The organism is Acidobacteriota bacterium (genome assembly GCA_016195325.1).
Classification (GTDB): Bacteria; Acidobacteriota; Polarisedimenticolia; order JACPZX01; family JACPZX01; genus JACPZX01.
The window spans coordinates 65742-83923 of sequence record JACPZX010000028.1 but is presented as its reverse complement, the minus strand read 5'-3'; the positions used below and the strand labels follow the sequence as shown (position 1 = coordinate 83923).

The following is an 18182-nucleotide window of genomic DNA, read 5'->3' as shown; positions in this document are numbered from 1 at the left end:
GCTCAGTAATAGATCCACGCGCCGACGTGCGCGAGGACGAGGGCCAGGAGGAGGGCGGAGGCGGGGACGTGGAGGTAGAGCCAGATGCGGAGAATGCGCTGGAGGCTGAGCTGCGCGTCGAGGTTGTTCTTCTCGAGCAGGATCTGCCGGAGATCGGTGAGCTTCTCTTTTTCCGGGGCCGGCAGCCGCGCCGCGACGTGCGTGAAGACGATCATCTGGCCGATGCGCCCCCCCGTCGCGTCGAAGAGGAATCCGAAGCCCGGCTGGGGGCGGGCGAGGGACGGCGCCAGCTCGGACCGGTGGAAGTCCACGAGCGTCTGCGATCCCCCCTTGACGATCTCCTCGGCCTCGGCGCGCAGTCGATCGACCAGCTCCGGAATCCGCTCGTAGATCGCCTCGACCTGGAGGCCGCGGGCCAGCGCGTGAGGGATCCACTTCTGGAGCCACGTGCCGGCGAGCCCGCTCAGGGAGACGAAGATCATGAGCGTGAAGAGGAGCCACGTCTGCAGCCCCGAGGGGAGGGAGAATCCCGTGTGCATGAAGAAGAAGAGCAGGCACAGCGTCCCCCCGTACATGTGGAACTGGAGCCAGTGCTTCGTCGCCCCGAGCGGGCGCTCCTTGAAGCGCTTCCTCGCGCTGAGCGCCATGCACGCGACGAGCAGGGCCGCCGACACGACGCCGAAGGCGAGCCCGGCGCCCCGGGAGGGGGTGAGGCGGCCGGACCACCCGGCGAGGAGCCAGGTGAGGACGGTCGCGCCCGCCGCGCCGAGAAAGGCGAGGAACCACCGGCGCGATTTCGGCCGGTTCCAGTGGCTGTGGTGGACTCGGACGCGCGGGAGGCTTCCCGTGGCGCTCACGATTCGATCTGCCCCATGATCGTGTCGAGGTCCTTGAACGAGATGCGCATCGCGGATCCGTTCGGGCAGTTGTAGACGCACGCGGGCCGGCCGTCGTGCGCCTCGCAGAGATCGCACTTCGTCGAGATGTTGACGAGCTTCCCCTCCTTCGTCTCGGGGACCGGGATGATGTTCCCCCAGGGGCAGCGGTTCGCACAGTTCCCGCAGCCGATGCAGGCGTCGGAGATCGCCACCTGGAGCCCCGCGCCGACGCGGGTGATGGCTCCCGTGGGGCAGCCGATCATGCAGACCGGGTCGGTGCAGTGGTAGCACGCGGTCGGGATGAGGAAGTTCTGGTACTTGGTCCCCTCGCGGATGAAGCGCGGCGTCCCCTCGTGGGTGGACTGGCACCCCCTCACGCAGTCGTCGCACCGCGTGCAGGTGTCGAGGTCGATGAGGAGGATGCTGTTCCCGTGGATGAGCCCCTCGTCGAGGGCCATCTGGAGGAAGGCCGACGCCCCGGGGGTGCGCGCCACGCGCCCGCGATCCTTGAGCCGTGAGACCGTCACCTCCCAGACCTCGCGCTCGATGGCGGGATGGTCCTTCATCATCCGCTGGAAGTCCTCGCGCGACACCTTCACGATGTCGGCGTGGTCGTACGCGGTGAGGGAGAACATCCACGGCTCGTCGAAGAGGAGCGCGATCTCCCCGCAGTACTCCCCCTTCGCGACGTACGAGATCGTGAGGTCGACCTCGCCGACCCTCTGCGACACCTTCACGAAGCCGCTCCGGACGAGGAAGAAGGCGTCGGCGGGATCTCCCTGCCGGACGATCGACTCGCCGGGCTCGAACGAGAGGAGCTGCACCCGCTGCGTCAGCTCCTTGATGAACGTCGCGTCGCAGTCCGCGAAGAGGCGGACGTTCATGAGGTGGTTCGAGAGGGAGCGCTGGCGGTAGCGCTGATCCACGAACTCCTTGAACTCGGGCGACTTCTTCTGGATCATCCGCAGCGCCTGCACGCGGATCTGGAGGATCACGCAGTCGGTGTGCGCGACGACGTTGGCGCTCTGCGGGTAGCGCGAGAGGGCGGAGATCTCGCCGAAGATCTCCCCCTTCGCGAGGAGGATCCGGTCCGTGCCCACGATGTCCGCGGGGAGCGTCGTGAGGATCACCGTGTCGCCGCGGATGGGCCTCCCCGGCATCTGGCCGGCGCCGGGGGAGACCTTGCGCTCGTCGAGGATCGACTCGGCGCGCTCCGCGACCGGCGACCCCTTCCGTCGCGTCGGCCGGGTGGGGATCTCCAGCGTCGGCCGGCGCTTCATCGACTGGGGGAGGACGACCTCGACCGTCCCGTCGACGATGTAATACGCCGAGTCGCCGTACTCCCCCTCGCGCAGGATCAGGTCGCCCTTCTCGACCTTCATGAGGAGGGTGTGGGGCTGGATGCGCTTCAGGAGCGCGGCGTCGTAGCCGCGGAGGACGGGGTAGGTGCCGAGCTCCTCGAGGGACGGGGGCGGGACCTCCTCGTAGACGCCGAGCGCCTTGCTGAACTTCTGCATCGCGGCCCTACTTTCCCGGCGGCGCGAGGAGTTTTCGCTGGAGAGCCAGGACGCGCCGCTGGAGATCGATCAGCCGCGCCTCCGCGCTCGCCGCCGTCGCGGACGCGGGCTCCGGAGGCCCGGGGTCGACGCGGGCCCCCCCCGACTCGGCGATCAGCTTGTTGAGCACCAGGATGAGCCGCGCCTGGAGGGATGCGACCGAGTCGAGCGCGGTCATGTCGGCCGTCCAGACGTCGTCCGGGGGAAGGGAGACGGAGGCGGCCGCGGCCGGAGAGGTCGCCTGCTTCGGCTCGGAGGGAGCCGGCTCCGCCGGCCTGCTCTCCGGAGGCTTCGCGGCGCCGCCCGCGGGGGCTGCGGGGAGGGGAACCGGGGCCGCGGCGGCCGGCTGCGGCGTGGCGGAATGCGGGGCCGACGTCGTGGCCGGGGCGCTCTTCGACGGGGCGGCCGCCGGGGGCGGGGGCGCCGGCGACGCGGCGGCGGGCATGGCCTGGGCCACGACGATCCCGCCGCGGTCCGCGACCGCGGCGGCCCACGCCGTCTTCATCTGATCCGGCGTCGCCGATTCCTGCCAGTGCTGGACCTTCTTGCTCCCCTCGACGATGTCGAAGGCCGAGCCGTTCGGATGCCCCGCGGACAGGATCCTCTTGTCGGTGACCACGTGACAGCCCGCGCAGTTCTTCGCGCGCACGGCGAGATCCTTCGTGCGGAGCATGCCGAGCGAGATCGCCTGCTCGTACGAGCCCTTCTTCTGGTGCGGCTTGAGGAACTCCGACGCCCCGCCATGGCAGCTCTCGCACGACACGCCGAAGTCGGGGGATCCGTCGACGACGGTGGCGTGGCAGCCGGTGCAGAACTCGCTGTAGGGATCCTTGATGTTGAGCTTGCCGAGGAACTCCTTCGCCTTCTTCCCCTCGAAGACGTCGAGGCTGCGCCAGTGGGGGTGCTTCTGGAGCGCGGCTGCCTGGGCCTGGTGGTCGTGGCACTGCAGGCAGTCGTTGGGCCCGACGATCTTGCCGGCGGGCGCGGGGGAGACGGCGAACAGGAGCAGGGCGATGAGCGCGGCGGCGCCGCGGGCCGTTCTCATGGCGCGTTGTCGTCCACCTTGAGGAGCTGGCCGTTGGAGAAGAGGATCGAGTCCATCTCGTGCCGGTTGAAGGGGCGCGAGCCCAGCCTGTTGCCGACCGCGATCTGGTTGCCGCTCTCGTCCACGCTCCGATCGCGGGGCTGCCCCTCCGAGACGGCGACGACGGTGCCGCGCGTCGGCAGCGTCGCGATCAGCGCCGGCGTCGGGACGGGGGAGAACCCGAGGTGTCCCGGGGTGTCGGGGGGCTCGATGAGCCGGACCACGCGGAGCCCGTTCTTCCCGTCGCCGACGTAGGCGAACGTCGAGGCGTACGTGGAGCCGACCGTGACGGCGGTCGCGTCGTCCATCACCCCCGACGCGTCGAAGAAGGTCGGCGGTCCGGGTTTCTCGGGGTTCTCGACGTCCACGAGCGCGATCCCCTGCGCCCCCGCGGCGATGATCGCCCACGTCCTGAAGATCACGATGCCTCGCGCGTCCTTCACGGGGATGAACCCCTCCGGGACGAGCTGCGGCTCGATGGGGTTCGTGATGTCGTAGACCTTCACGCCGCTCGCCTCGAGGACGAAGAGGTAGCGGAACTGGATGGCGATCGCCTTCGCCGAATGGAGGTGCGCGGGCCGCGAGCTCCAGGCGATCTTCGGCTTGAGGGGATCGCTGAGATCGACGGCATGGAGCCCCGTCTTCGCCGAGACGACGTAGGCGATGTTCCCCGCGGTCTTCACCATCATCGCCCCGTCGAGCTTCCGACCCGGGTTGAAGGTCACGGCGCGGCGGACGTAGTTGTTGGCCGGATCGCCGTCGGTGAAGGTGTTGACGTCGGCGAGGATGAGCCCCTCGGTGGCGTCGGTGACCAGGGCGTAGCGGAAGAGAGGGTGGGGTCGCTGCTCCTGGTTCGCGGGAGCGGACTTCCGGTCGAGGTTCATCGGCAGGACCGACGGGAGGTGCACCCACGTCGCGTTCTCGGTCTTGAGGGTCGTGTCCTGGCCGAGGCGCGAGTTCGGGTTCAGCACGATGCGCTGCGCGACGCTCTTGTTGTCGATCGCGGCGATGTCGTAGATCCTCAGGCCGTCCTTCCCCTCGGCGGAGTACAGGTACTCGCCCCGCGCCTGGACGCTCCTCACGCGCGGCGCGTGATGGGCGTACGACGTGTCGAGGCGGCGCCCGTTCGCCACGAACTCACGGAAGGAGTCCGGGTTCAGGACGGAGTCGTAGTGGCTGCCGATGACCGGCTGCGGCTCGTCGCCGTGGGCGACGCGCACGCCCCGCACTCCCTTGCCGTTCTCCGCGATGAAGGCGTAGTCGCCGATGAAGGCGGCGCCGTTCGAGCCGATGCCCAGGAGCGTCGAGATGACGGCGTTGTTGTCGTTCGCCGCCGACAGGTGGCAGTCGGTGCAGCGCTTCGTCTCCTTGAGCCTCACGGTGTGCGGCGGGTTGGGGGTAACGCCGTACCCGGAGAAGCCCGGGGTCGAGACGGTGGGCTGCTGGTGGATGAACGTGTTCCGGTTCCGGTCCTTCGCCGAGACGACGACGGCCGACGCCGAGCGCATCGGCGTGATCTTGTTCCCCTTGTCGGTGGTCCCGACGCCGAGCAGGAACGAGTCGTACTTGATCCCCTGCTGGTTGTACGGGGCGTAGGCGCGGGAGTCCTTGTTGGTGTAGTGGTTCTCCGCCGTCCTCACGTTCGTCTCGATCGGGAGATGGCAGCCGTAGCAGTTGGTGTTCCACGCGGAGTGGCAGGCGAAGCACTCGAGCTTGCCGGGATCGTGCGCCAGCTTCGTGTCGGCCGCGATCTCCTTCCCCCACGCGCCGCCGACCTGCATCGTCTTCGCGCGCGCCGACTTCGGGTTGTACGAGGGGCTCGAGGGATCGACCGAGTCGGCGATCTGCGGGACCTCCCACTTCACGTCCTTCGACATCCGCGAGTTCTGGTAGACCTTGCCGCCGCGGACCTGGAACTGCGGCTTGCCGAAGGGGGTGCGCGCGTTCCTGAGGTCATTGCCTCCGGGCGGGCCCGACGTGATCAGCGTGGCGCGCTCGCGCACGGTGCCGTGGCAGTCCTCGCACTTGATCTCGATGGCGTCGGTCATCTGCGCGTAGATGTTGCCGTCGCCGTGCATGTCCTGGTGCGTGTGGCAGTCGATGCACTGCATCCCCTTCTCGAGGTGGATGTCCTTCAGGTGCACCGCCCTCTGCCACTTCTGCGGATCCTCGTCGGGGATCACGGCCCCCGAGCCGTCGAGGAGGAGGCCGCGCCGGTTCCTGAGGTAGACGTTCTGGTAGGTCCACGAGTGGCCGTGCTGATCCTGGAACTGGGTCTGCTTGAACTCGCCGTTGTGCGACGCGAGCGACGCCTGCTCGGGCTGGTAGAGGTATCCGCCGGCCTTCATGACCGGCTCCGCGTCCGTCTCCCGATCCCACCAGATCATCCCCTGGTAGTTGCCGAGCGCGCCGTTCCCCTGGTGATGGTGGCAGGTGAGGCACTGCGACGACGGGATGCTGCTCGTGAGCCTGTGCACGATGGGATGGCCGGGCTCGTTCTTCGGGATGCTCTTGTCGGCCGTGAACGAGAGGCCGGAGTGGCCGTACTTCGCGATGTCGCCGGAGTTGACCGGGTCGGCGTCGTTCGCGTAGACGACGTGGCAGGCGGTGCAGCCGCTCTGGCGGAAATCGCCGCCGATCTGGTTGCCGCCGAGGAGCCAGAGAGTCGGATCGTTGAGCCGGGTCTTGAGCACGTTCAGGAAGACGGCCGCGATGTGCCCGTCGGTTCCCGGGCCGCGATCGCCGGCGGCGTTGTTGCCGCGCTCGAACGGGCGGAAGGGATCGCGCACCTTCGTGACGAAGAACTCCGGGTGGGGGAGGAGCATCTTCAGGGCGCCGCGCGCGAGCATCGCGGGCGTGGGGGGAGGGTCGGCGACGACCTTCGCCGGGCTCCCGTCCATCGTGAAGGTCTCGCCGTAGATCGGGATCTTCGAGTCGATCGAGCCGTTGTTGTAGAAGACGGCGTTGTGCGGCATCGTGTTGTTCGCCATCGCCGACTTCCGGACGTGGTTCACCTCGGTCGCGTGGCACTTCGCCTGCCCGCACGTCAGGTCCGCGATCCTGAGATCTCCCGGGTTCATGAAGCGCACGAACTCGGGAGGGAGCTGGTTGATGGTGGCCCAGGAGAACTGCGGGTTCGCGGAGGTCGTGAAGGGGCCAGGGGAGTCCGCGGTGACGTGGGCCTTGAGCTTCTCCTTCGCCGAGCCGTCCCCGCCGTGGCAGCCGACGCAGGTGATCTCGACCTTGTCGTGCATCGGCTCGATGCCGGCGTGGCAGGTGAGACATCCGTCCGACGGAGGGCCGAAGGCGGCGTCACCGCTGCCCGCCTCGGGCTCGGCGGCCGGAATCGGGGCGACGGCGGCGAGCGCGAGCGCCGCGGCCACTCCCGTCAGAAGAATCGCCCCGCGAAGCAGCGCCGTCGTGGCTCTCATCAGTAGACCGCCAGAATGTTGAGGAAGATCGCGGTGGCCGAATCGTTCCCCACCAGCTTCTTGAGGCCGTCGCCGGGCGTGAGGCGCGTGCCGCCCCCCTCCACGACGAAGTTCTCGTTGAGGATCGGGCGCCAGCGCAGCGCCAGCACCCCCTCGAGCCCGACGCTCTTCGGGATGTTCGCCGTGCCGCTCGCCAGCTCGAGGCTCGAGGTGTCGACGAAGGAGATGTGGTTGACGTTCACCGCCGCGGTCAGCTTCGGCGTGAGGACGAAGTCGGCGCCGACGTTGGCCAGGACGATGCCGGGGTTCACGAAGTTGGATCGCGTCGAATCGCGGAACGAAGGGATCGCCGAGTTCACGTTCACGAGGCGACGGCCGGCGGCGCCGATCGGCTGGCCGACGAAGAACGAAGCCGGTCCGCCGAAGAGGTTGACCGAATCGGAGATCGAGTCGAACCCCGTCGCCCGCGAGTCGTTCGGGTCGTGGTCTCCGGACGTGTAGAGCCCGCCGAAGCGCCACTGGACGAAATCGCTCGGGTAGCGCACGTCGAGGAAACCCAGGTACGCGCGGACGTCCTGGCTGCGCCCCGCGAGGGAGTTCAGGTCGTCCGTTCCGAACGCGAAGTACGCGGCGGGCTGGACGATGAACCGCCCGAGGTGCCCGTTGAAGGCCACCCCCGCGTACTGGACGTTGAGATCGGCCCGGCTCGTGTCGTGGTTCGCGTGCCACGAGAACTCCGCGTTCCATCCCGGGACGAGGTCGTCCCTCTGCACCGTCACCGCGCCCACGGACTGTTGCGTGCCCAGGAGATCGGCGTTGAAGCTGACGAGGTTGCTCTTCGGGTCCTTCGGCAGCGTCCGGATGAAGGCGACGCTGTAGCGCCAGAGGTTCTTTCGGAGCTCGCCGAAGAGGCGCCCCTCGTCGACGGTGTCGTTGAGGATGAGACCGTTGAAGTCCGACCGGAACGGGCGGACGCCGGCCTCGAAGAACGAGAGGTTGAAGTTCCCGCCGATCTGGAAGGCCTTCACGTCGAGCACCGCCTCCTGGAGCGCGCCGCTCTGGACGGACTGCACGGCGCTTCCCGGCGGATCGACGAGCTGGAAGTTGCCGAGGAGGCGGAACTTGATCGGGGAGGGTTGGAACGTGTCCTCGTCCTTCTTGATCTCGAAGCCCGCCACCAGGTTCTGCTTCTCGGTGTCGTCGAACTTCCCGGCCGTTCCGAGAGGATGGACCTCCTTCGCGTTGGAGTTGAAGCGGGCGAAGATCTCGAGGAAGCCGCTCTTCCCGAAGACGGGGAGGTCGGCCTTCAGGGGATTCTGCTGGTACGGGTTCCATCGCGACGTGCGCGGGTCGGGGTTGCCGAACTGGTCGTACGTCGCGAAGCGATCGACGTCGCCCGAGATCTCCGCGTGGGAGAGGGCCGGCGCCGGTGGGGGGGGCTGTGCCGGCTCGGGGGAGTTGGCATCCGCCGCGGCATCCGCCGCCGCGTCGGCCGCCCGGAGGCAGGGGACGAAGGCAGGCAGCCATGCGATGGCGGCCGCGAGCAGGCTCCGTGAAATCCGGCGTCGAACGGTCAGCGGCATCATGGGAGACTCTCCGACATTTCGCGCGGAGCGGAGGCGCGCACTATATGAAAGGACTCGCGCCGGTGTCAATCGCGCGGCGCGCACTATACTGCGGTTCGGGATGATCAAACAGATCTTCGTGTACGGAACCCTGATGATCGACGGCCTCCACGCCGATCTCCTGCCGCGGCGGAGGGACGTCAAGCCCCTCGGCCCCGCGCGCTGCCGCGGACAACTCTACGACCTCGGGGAGTTCCCGGCGCTTTTCCTCGAGGGGCGCACGTGGGTGGCCGGTGAGCTCTATCGCTGCGACGCGATCGACGACATCTTCGCGACGCTCGATCCCCTCGAGAGGGAGTCCGGCCTCGAGCGGGCGCTCCTCGAGATAAGGTGGCGCCTCGGCGAGACGCAGGCGTGGGGGTACGTGGCCCGCATCCTTCCCGCCGGCGCCGCGCTCATCCCCTCGGGCTCCTACAAGGCCCGCCTGCGCGAGATCCGGGACGCGGAGGGGCCGGGTTGACGTCGGGTGGGGGGCTCGCGCGGGGGCTTCCCTCGCGCGCCATCGCCGCGGCCTCAACTTTCGGCGCGCTCGGCGCCGCGACGAACTGGGCGGTGGCGTTCGGCGACGAGCCGTACGCGCGCGCCTACCTCGTCGTCCTCGCCGGAGCGGGGGCGGCCGCCGGCGCCGCGATCGGCCTCTTCGCGGTCGCGCTCCTGAAGGTCGGCGCGGGGCGTTCCTCCGCCGTGCGCCGGGGGCTCTCGGCCCTCGAGGAGGCGGGATCGTTCCGGCGGGCCGTCCGGTGGATCTGGGTCGCACTGGTCGGGATGGGACTCGCCGCGCTCGCGGCCTACCTCGGATCGGCGCCGAGGTTCGCGCCGCTCCTGTCGAGCCAGCCCCGCCACAGGGCCGCCGGAAGCGCCGGGCCACCGAACGTCATCCTCGTCAGCTTCGACACCGCGCGCCCCGATCGTCTCGGCGCGTACGGCGCCTCGCCGACACCGTCACCGGGGTTCGACGCCCTCGCGGCCGAAGGGACGCTCTTCACGCGGTGCATCGCGTCGTCGTCGTGGACGATCCCCTCCACCGCCTCGATCTTCACGAGCCGCGCCCCCTCGCACATCGGCGGCCACCTGGTCTTCCAGAGCCAGGGGGGAGACGTCTCGCTCCCCGGGGAGGTCGTCGCGCTGCCGGAGATCTTCCACGGGGCGGGATACCGGACCGCCGGGTTCATCGGCGGGCACCCGCTCTCGGCCGCTTTCGGATTCGATCAGGGATTCGACGACTTCAACGACGGCATGGCCCCGTCGCTCTCCGTCCGGTGGGAGCGCATTTTCTTCGCGCGCTCCCTCGCCCGCGTCGCGCCGGGGCTGCCGCGGAGGCTCCTCCGCTTTCTCGACGGACCCCTGATCGCGGCGAGCAACTATCTCCACGCGGAGCGGCACGTCCCGCTCACGCGGCTTCAGGAGGAGATGGCCGGGGGGGAGAGGCGCTTCGCCAACCGCGCGGACGAGGTGAACCAGAAGGTCTTCGCGTGGCTCGATCGCCGGCCGCCCAGCCCCTTCTTCCTCTTCGTTCACTACTTCGACCCGCACGACCCGTACGATCCTCCCGAAGGGTTCACGCGGCCCGGGGGCGATCCGCGCCTCGGGTACATCATCGCGAACGGCCTCGCCGCCCGCGTCCTGAACGGGCGCGGCCCGCTCACCGCCGCGGAGCGGACGGCGCTTCTCGCCGACTACGACGGCGAGGTCGCCTTCATGGACCGGCAGCTCGGAGTGCTCATGGATCGGCTCCGCGACGAGGGGGCCCTCGACGACGCGATCGTGGCGGTCGTCAGCGACCACGGGGAGTCGTTCGGCGAGCACGGCCTGGTCTTCCACGGGCACTATCTCTACGACGATCTCACCCGCATCGTCCTTCTCGTCCGCGGGCGCGGCGTGCCGCGCGGCGCGTCGCTGCCGGACGCCGTCGCCGGAGCCGACGTCGCGCCGACGCTTCTGGATCTCGCGGGGCTCGCCTCCCCCCCCTCCTTCGAGGGGCGGTCGCTCGTGCCGCTCCTGCGCGGAACGCCTCTTCCCCCGCGCCCTATCGTCTCGGAGATCTTCAGCCGCATCCGCTCGTGGAAGGAGTGGGACGTCTTCCACCAGACGCTCTTCTCGGTCGAGCTCGGCGGCCTCAAGCTCATCCGGAGCGGGAGCGGGCGGACCGAGCTGTACGATCTCGGCGCCGACCCCGGGGAGCTGCGCGATCTCTCCCCCGCGCGCCCCGGCGACGTCGCGCGTCTGCGCGGGATCCTGGCGGACTACATCGCGAAGGCGGCGCCGCCTCCCGCGGACACGGATCCTCGGGTGACGGACGATGCGGTCGAGGGGCTGAAGGGGCTCGGCTACATCCGCAACTAATCTTCGAGGACGCCGTCCGGATCGGAGTTGGCGATCACGGTGTTGTAATAGGGCAGAAGCTTCTCGCGATAGATCGCGTCGAGCTTGTCGAGGAGCTTCACCGGATCGCCGTCGAAGACGACCGTCGCCCCGGTGCTCTTGTTGATGAACGAGATGATCAGCTCGAGCTTGTCGGCGATGCCGCCCGTGCCGAGGAGGACGCCGATCACCTTCGCCTCGTCGTAGGCGATGGCGAACTCGCCGAGCGTTCCGGACCGTCCGCCCGCGAAGACCACGAGGTCGCACGTCCGGATGTTCTCGATCTCGCGTCCCATCAGCCCCGAGCCGGTGTAGACGATGGCGTCGTAGCCGGCGCAGGGGGAGCGGTACTTCATCAGGTGTTCCGCGAAGTTGAGGGCCGGGGAGATGCCGATCGTGATCCCCCCTTCCGCCTTCGCCCCTTTGATCGCCTCATGGGGGAGCCCCGGGCAGGCGCCCGTGACGAGGACGTGGCCGCGGCGGGCCACCTCCTGCCCGAGCCGGAAGGCCTTCTCCATGATCTCCTTGCCGAGATGGCCCCCGGCGGAGCCCATCACACCGACGGAGATCTTGTGCTTCCATCGGGTGGGGACCGGCGGGCGCGATGTTGGAGAAGCGCCCCCCTGGGGCCGCACGCTCCTCTGGCGGCCGCTCGGGGATTTTCCGGATGAGCTCATCGATCGTCGCGCCCTTCGGTGTCGGCCGCTCGGCGGTCGCCGGTCGGGGGCGCGAACGCTACCACAGGAATTTCATCTAGTCGATCTCGATGAGAGGATCGTGCCGGCGCGGGGCCATTCGCTCCTCGAGCCGCCCCCTCCGCGTTCGCGCGCCCCCTTTTCCGGGAGGACGGCCCCTCGGGCGAAGGGGCGCGGGGGGCTCGCCGAGGGTCGAGAGAAAGCGGTGGATGAGAGCCCTTCGACCGGCCGCGTCGTCCGGGCGCTCGGGGGCTTCGTGCATGAGGACGTGGAGCCGCATCAGGGGATCCGCGAAGACGTAGCGGCGCCCGTCGCGCCTCACGAGATCGATCTCGACGAGCCACCGCAGGCAATCGAGGGTCGAGCCCACCGAGCGCCTCAACCGCGCGGCGATGCCCGTGAGGTCGAGCCCTTCCTCCCGGGCGACGAGGTTGAGGATCGCGCGGCTCGCGGCGTAGCCGCGGGTCCGCTCGAGGAGAAGGTGGTAGTCGAACCTGAGCTCCTGGAAGAGTCGCCCCCGATCGGGGCCGAGCTCGGCGTGAAGGGACTCCTCGACCGAGAGGCCGGTGCGGAGCCGATCGATCAGGATCTCGACGGCGCGGAGCCGTCCGTCCGTGAGCTTCCGAATTTCCGCCGCGACGGCGGTGGTGCATGAGGCGGCCGACTCGATCTCGGCGGCGCTCACGGATGGCGCGGCGATCAACCTGAGTTCACTCCCCAGCATCCTCTCGAGCGCCTCGAGGATCGGCCGAGGCCGCCCCGACGGCGACACCTCGGCGAGGAGGCGCACCGACGGCTCGGCCGCCAGCAGGCGCGGGATCAGCTCCGCCGCCTCCTCGAGGCCGGGGAAGTGCACCAGGCGCCCGATCTCGTCGAGGCCGGTCGTCGCGAGGAGGATTGGTCTTCCGAGATCGGCGGAGAGCGCCGGGGCGAGCTCGAGCGCCAGGCCGACGGTGCGCGGGCCGTCGCCGCGCCGCTTCGCGAGCTCGGCGGCGAGCGCGGCGGCGACAGACGAGCCTCTCCGCATTTCGGGCAGTCGCGCGGCCGCCGCCGCAGCCCGGAAGCGGGTGGCGGGTGAGGGGCGACCCGCCGCTCCGGGAAGGGCCGAAAGGGACGACTCGCCGCAGGCGGCCTCGACGAGCGCCGCCGCGATCGACGTCGCCAGCTCGTCGGGGTTCGTGGCGGAGGCGGCGAGATCGAGCGTGGCGACGATCATCCCGCCGGATGCGAGCGAGGCGGCGGCCGCGCCGACGATCGCGCGCTTGCCGGTGCCCCTCGGCCCCGTGATGACGACGGCGCGGGACGATCCCTCGCGGAGCCCGGCGGCGATTTCCGCGACCAGGGCGTCGCGATCGCTCCGAGATCTGGCTTCGGCCGGGCGGGGATCTTCCATCACACCTCGGGACCGAGCATGGGGATCTTCAGCCCGTGACGCCGCGCCGCGGCGATCGCCTCGCCGTAGCCCGCGTCGGCGTGGCGCACGACCCCCATGCCGGGGTCCGTGGTGAGCACGCGCTCGAGCCGCCGGGCGGCGTCGGCGCTTCCGTCGGCCACGACGACCATCCCCGCGTGGATCGAGTAGCCGATGCCGACGCCCCCGCCGTGATGCACCGAGACCCACGTCGCCCCCGACGCGGTGTTCACGAGAGCGTTCAGGATGGGCCAGTCGGCGATGGTGTCGGAGCCGTCCTTCATCGCCTCGGTCTCGCGGTTGGGGGATGCGACCGAGCCTGCGTCGAGGTGATCGCGACCGATCACGACGGGCGCCGAGATCTCCCCGCGGGCGACGAGGTCGTTGATGGCGAGGCCGAACGTCGCGCGGTCGCCGTGGCCGAGCCAGCAGACGCGCGCGGGGAGCCCCTGGAACCGGACCTTCTCCTGCGCCAGGCGGATCCACCGGCAGAGCCCTTCGTCATGCGGGAAGTTCTCGAGGAGCCACGCGTCGGTCCTGTGGATGTCCCGGGCGTCCCCCGAGAGAGCCGCCCACCGGAACGGCCCCTTCCCCTCGCAGAAGAGCGGCCGGATGTACTCCGGGACGAACCCCGGGATGTCGAACGCGTCAGCCACCCCCGCGTCGCGCGCCTGCGCCCGGATGTTGTTCCCGTAGTCGAAGACGATCGATCCGCCCCGCTTCATGTCGAGCATCGCCCGGACGTGCGCCGCCATCGCCGCCATCGACAGGGCGACGTAGCGCTTCGGATCCGCGGCGCGCAGCGCCAGCGCCGCGGCGAGCGTCATGCCGTTCGGCACGTAGCCTGCCAGGTTGTCGTGGGCCGAGGTCTGATCGGTGACGAGGTCCGGGCGCAGTCCCCGCCGCGCGATCTCGGGGAGGACGTCCGCGGCGTTTCCGAGGACGCCGATGGAGAGGGGTCTCCCCTCGGCGACGGCCGCTCGGATCTTCCCGAGCGCGGCCTCGAGATCGCTCTCCTTGAGGTCGAGATAGCCGGTGTTGACGCGGCGCTCGAGCCGCGCGGGATCGATCTCCACGCAGAGGGCGGCGCCGCCGTTCATCGTCGCGGCGAGGGGCTGAGCGCCGCCCATCCCGCCGAGGCCGGCGGTGAGGAGCCAGCGCCCGCGAAGAGTCCCGCCGAAATGGCGCCGGGCCGCCTCCGCGAAGGTCTCGTACGTCCCCTGGAGGATCCCCTGCGACCCGATGTAGATCCACGAGCCGGCCGTCATCTGCCCGTACATGGTCAGCCCCCGCGCGTCGAGGGCGCGGAAGTGATCCCACGTGGCCCAGGCCGGGACCAGCATCGAGTTCACGATGAGGACGCGCGGAGCGTCCGCGTGCGTTCGGAAGACCGCCACGGGCTTCCCCGACTGGACGAGCAGCGTCTCGTCGTTCTCGAGCTGTCTGAGGGATCGCACGATGGCGTCGTACGCCGCCCAGTTCCTGGCCGCCTTCCCCTGCCCGCCGTAGACGATCAGCTCGTCGGGCTTCTCGGCGACCTCGTGGTCGAGGTTGTTCATCAGCATCCGCAGGGCGGCCTCCTGCGGCCATCCCTTGCAGGAGCGAAGCGTTCCTCGCGGCGACTTGACGATCTTCTGGGTGATCGGCTGCGTCATGGAGCGTCCTGTGAGGCGGGGTGAGTCGGCGGGAGCGTAACACACCGTTTCGCCCCCCGGCTCGTTCGCGGAGGTTCGTTCTTTTCCCTTTGCCCGCCCGAGCGTCCTATAATGCCGCGCCGCGCGGGATCCGGGCGCGCGGCGCGCGGCGTCGCCTTTTCGGCCCGGGGATCGGGGACCAGAAGGTTGGCTGAGGAACCGAAACCCAATTTCGGCAAGTACCAGGTCCAGGGGATCCTCGGCGAGGGAGGGATGGGCCGCGTCTGGCGCGGCTACGATCCCGACCTGGAAGTCACCGTCGCGATCAAGGAGCTGAAAGAGCAGTTCCGGGATCAGGCCAACCTCGAGCGTTTCTACCGGGAAGCCCAGATCGCCGCGAAGTGCCGCCACCAGAACATCGTCCTCATCACCGACCTCAGCAAGACACCCCCGTACTTCGTCATGGAGTTCCTCGAGGCGCGCGAGCTCTCGACGTACGTCCACAAGGGGAAGCCCATCTCCCTCACGCAGCTCGTGAAGATCCTCTGCCAGGTCTGCGACGGGCTCGGGTTCCTGCACAGCCGCGGGATCTATCACCGGGATCTGAAGCCCGCGAACATCATGCTGCTGAAGGACGACGTCGTGAAGGTGACGGACTTCGGGATCTCGAAGGCGCCGTTCGGCCAGGCCACGATGACGCAGGTGATCATGGGGACGATTCCGTACATGTCCCCGGAGCAGATCACCTCCCCGGCGAAGGTCGACGGGCGATCGGATCTCTGGGCGCTCGGCGTCATCATGTACGAGCTCACGCAGCGCAAGCATCCGTTCCCCGGCGAGGGGGACATCAACACGATCTTCCACATCGTGCACTCGCAGCCGGCGCCCTTCGGGCTGTTTCCCCCGAAGGTCGAGGGGCCCGTGCAGCAGCTCCTCACCAAGGCCCTGCAGAAGAACCCCGACGACAGGGTCCGCTCGACCGAGGAGTTCAAGGTGATGCTGCAGGGACTCCTCCGCGGCGTGCCGGACCCCGACGCCATCTTCTTCCCCTTCCAGGAGTCGGGATCCGACGCGACGTCGACGTCGATCATCACGGGGGAGGAGCTTCTCAAGGCGATCGCGTCGAGGGCCTTCGTCCTCGTCGAGGAGATCGAGACCTTTCCCCCGCCGCGGAAAGCGCTCCTCCCGAAGAAGGTGTACGACACCGCCGTCGACGTCGCGCGCATGGCCCGCGTGCTCGTCGCGGAGAAGAACGTGCTGGGCCTCGAGGCCGTGCTCAAGGATCTCGAGGCGCAGAAGGGCCTCCTCGACACCGGAGTGAAGCAGGCGATCGCGCGCGTCCGCGCGGAGGCCGAGGCCGCGCTCAAGTCCGGGCGCGCCGCCGAAGCGCAGGAGGCCTGGTCGAAGATTCTCGCGCTCGACCCGCAGGATTCCGGTGCGAGGCAGGGGCTCGAGCAGGCGACGAAGGCCGCCGAGCAGGAGAAGCGCGATCAGGCGCACGCCCGCCAGGAGGCGGAGGCCAGGGCAGGCGCCGAGAAGCAGATCGCGGCGCAGCTCCGGAGCGCGCGCGACGCGCTGGGGGCGCGCAGGCCCCAGGAGGCCCAGGCCGTCGCCCAGAAGATCCTGGCCCTCGATCCGCGGAACGAGGAGGCGAAGCGGATCGTCGCCGACGCGGGGACTCTCCAGGGGACGCTCGAGCTCGCCGGCACGATGCGCGCCGAGGCGAAGCGGCATTACGAGGCGGGCGAGCTCGAGAAGGCGAAGAACGCCTGGACCACGGTCCTCGAGGTCGAGCCGGCGGATCGTGAGGCGGCGGAGGCGATCCGGAAGATCGACACCCTGCTCAAGGAACGCGACTCCCGGAGCGCCGGCCTGAGGAAGGTCGCCGATGCGGAGGCGGCCCACAGGGCCCAGGAGTACGAGAAGGCCCTACATATATATAAGGAAGCGGAGAGGCTGGCCCCCGGGGAGGCCGCAATCCGCCGGGGGGAGGCGTCCGCACGCGAGGCCCTCGAATCGCTCCGGGCGGCCGAAAAGCTCGCGGCCGAGAAGGAGCGGGGCGGGGATCTCGCCGGGGCGGTCGCCTCCTGGGAGAAGGTCGCGGGCCTGCAGAGTTCCCACCCCGCCGCGGGCCGGGAGATCGAGAGGATCCGCGGGCTCGTCCGGAAGGAGGAGGAAAAGCGCAACTCCGAGGCGGAGCTGAGGAGGGGGGAGGAGGAGCGCCGGAAGCTCGTCGCGACCCGGCAGCGGGAGGTCGGCGCCCTTCTCGAGACGCTGGGCGCGGAGCTCGGGGCCGCTCGCGAGTCGCTCGACGAGAGACAGCTCGGCGGGCTCAAGGATCTCGTGGTGCGGTCGAGGAAGGCGGCGACCGCATCGGACCTGAAGGTCCTCGAGGCGGCCGCGGCCGAGATCGAGTCGGCCCGCAAGTCGGTGCGGGAGTCCCTGGCGCGCGCCGCGGAAGGGGTCTTCCAGGAGTTCTCGAAGCCGGCGTCGGCCGTCCGCGACGTCCCCGAGGAGGATCACGAGGCGATCGGCCGCGCCGTGATGACGCGCGCGAAGGAGGCCCTCGCCCGGCTGGACGCGGCCCGCCAGAAGGGAGATCTCGCGGCCCTCCGCGAGCAGGGGAGGTCGCTCCAGTCGGCCGCGCAGGAGGTCGTTCAGAAACGGGACGCCCTCGTCGGGAAGGGGGCCGCGACGATACGGGAGGCGATCGCGGCGCTCGAGGGGGCGCTCCGGCCGAACGAGAAGAATCTCAAGGACGCGACGCTCCGTCAGGCGCGCGAGGCGATCGCGCGCGCGACGAAGGACGCCGCCGGCCCGAGGCTGCGCCCGATGGCCTCGGCCGTCGAGGCCCTGAAGGGGCAGCGCGACGCCATCCTGAGGGAGATCCAGGAATCGCTCCGCTCCCTTCGCGAGCAGGCGCAGCGGGCGCGGGCGGCGCTCGACTCGGCCGCCTCGAAGAACCGGCGAGCCGTTCGCCGGAACGCCGATCTCGCGAGGCGCGTCGACGCGGCGGTGAAGGAGGCCGCGGGGGCGGCCTCGTCGGAATCGGTCGAGGCGCTCTCGATCCTGGTCCGGGATCTCGAGGCGCTCACCGGCCAGATCCCGCTCGATCCCCTGCGCTTCCTTCCTCACGCGCTGGCGGGGGCGGCCGTGATCGCGGCGGCGTCGGGATTCCTGATCTTCCGGCACGTCCAGGCCGGAACGACGCACGCGTATCTGCTGCGGGTGAGCCCGTGGGGAAAGATCGTGTCGATCCAGTCCGAGGGGGGAGCGAGCGTGCCGCCTCCCGCGGGCGACAGCCCGGTTCACGCCCTCGATCTCGTGCCCGGGAAGTACACCATCGCCGTCGAGAACCAGGCGACGTCCGCGAAGGGGACGATCTCCGTCGAGATACCGTCGCAGACCGAGGGGGACGTGAAACTGACGCCCCCCGACGTGAAGGAGGGGGTGCGCGCGCTGTTGAGCCGCGATCCGTTCTTCGCACAGGCGCCGTGAGTTTCTTGA

Annotated in this window: 11 protein-coding genes; 3 read left to right on the top strand and 8 right to left on the bottom strand. The window is 69.8% G+C overall.

Annotation, left to right across the window (positions count from 1 at the left end; genetic code table 11):
- Positions 1-2: 2 nt before the first annotated feature.
- The 5 genes from HY049_06655 to HY049_06635 are packed head-to-tail and all read right to left on the bottom strand — an operon-like array spanning position 3 to position 8535.
- Complete coding sequence (locus HY049_06655; GenBank protein MBI3448577.1) at positions 3-857, bottom strand: hypothetical protein; 855 nt, start codon at positions 855-857, stop codon at positions 3-5.
- Positions 854-2395, bottom strand: coding sequence for a cyclic nucleotide-binding domain-containing protein (locus HY049_06650; GenBank protein ID MBI3448576.1), 1542 nt, complete (start codon positions 2393-2395; stop codon positions 854-856). Before HY049_06650 ends, HY049_06655 begins: the two co-directional genes overlap by 4 nt.
- A 7-nt stretch (positions 2396-2402) precedes the next feature.
- Positions 2403-3479 carry a hypothetical protein gene (locus HY049_06645; protein MBI3448575.1) on the bottom strand — a complete coding sequence of 359 codons (1077 nt, stop codon included), beginning with the start codon at positions 3477-3479 and terminating at the stop codon, positions 2403-2405.
- Positions 3476-6949: a hypothetical protein gene (locus HY049_06640; protein MBI3448574.1), complete on the bottom strand. Its 3474-nt coding sequence runs from the start codon at positions 6947-6949 to the stop codon at positions 3476-3478. Before HY049_06640 ends, HY049_06645 begins: the two co-directional genes overlap by 4 nt.
- On the bottom strand, positions 6949-8535 hold the full coding sequence (locus HY049_06635; GenBank protein MBI3448573.1) for a hypothetical protein: 1587 nt from the start codon (positions 8533-8535) through the stop codon (positions 6949-6951). Before HY049_06635 ends, HY049_06640 begins: the two co-directional genes overlap by 1 nt.
- 100 nt (positions 8536-8635) lie before the next feature.
- On the opposite strand from HY049_06635, the gene HY049_06630 reads away from it, so the two are divergent.
- A complete protein-coding gene (locus HY049_06630) occupies positions 8636-9034 on the top strand; it encodes a gamma-glutamylcyclotransferase (protein ID MBI3448572.1) in 399 nt (132 codons plus the stop codon).
- Entirely contained in the window at positions 9031-10917 is a 1887-nt protein-coding gene (locus HY049_06625) for a sulfatase (GenBank protein ID MBI3448571.1), read from the top strand. The genes HY049_06630 and HY049_06625 overlap by 4 nt, the downstream gene beginning before the upstream one ends.
- On the opposite strand, the gene HY049_06620 is transcribed toward HY049_06625, so the two are convergent.
- The 3 genes from HY049_06620 to hutU form a co-directional block, all read right to left on the bottom strand.
- Complete coding sequence (locus HY049_06620; protein MBI3448570.1) at positions 10914-11612, bottom strand: LOG family protein; 699 nt, start codon at positions 11610-11612, stop codon at positions 10914-10916. The two genes, HY049_06625 and HY049_06620, sit on opposite strands and share 4 nt — an antisense overlap.
- Before the next feature lie 76 nt (positions 11613-11688).
- Positions 11689-13023: a hypothetical protein gene (locus tag HY049_06615; GenBank protein MBI3448569.1), complete on the bottom strand. Its 1335-nt coding sequence runs from the start codon at positions 13021-13023 to the stop codon at positions 11689-11691.
- Positions 13023-14696: a urocanate hydratase gene (gene hutU / locus HY049_06610; protein MBI3448568.1), complete on the bottom strand. Its 1674-nt coding sequence runs from the start codon at positions 14694-14696 to the stop codon at positions 13023-13025. Before hutU ends, HY049_06615 begins: the two co-directional genes overlap by 1 nt.
- A 186-nt stretch (positions 14697-14882) precedes the next feature.
- On the opposite strand from hutU, the gene HY049_06605 reads away from it, so the two are divergent.
- On the top strand, positions 14883-18173 hold the full coding sequence (locus HY049_06605; GenBank protein ID MBI3448567.1) for a protein kinase: 3291 nt from the start codon (positions 14883-14885) through the stop codon (positions 18171-18173).
- Positions 18174-18182: the final 9 nt, after the last annotated feature.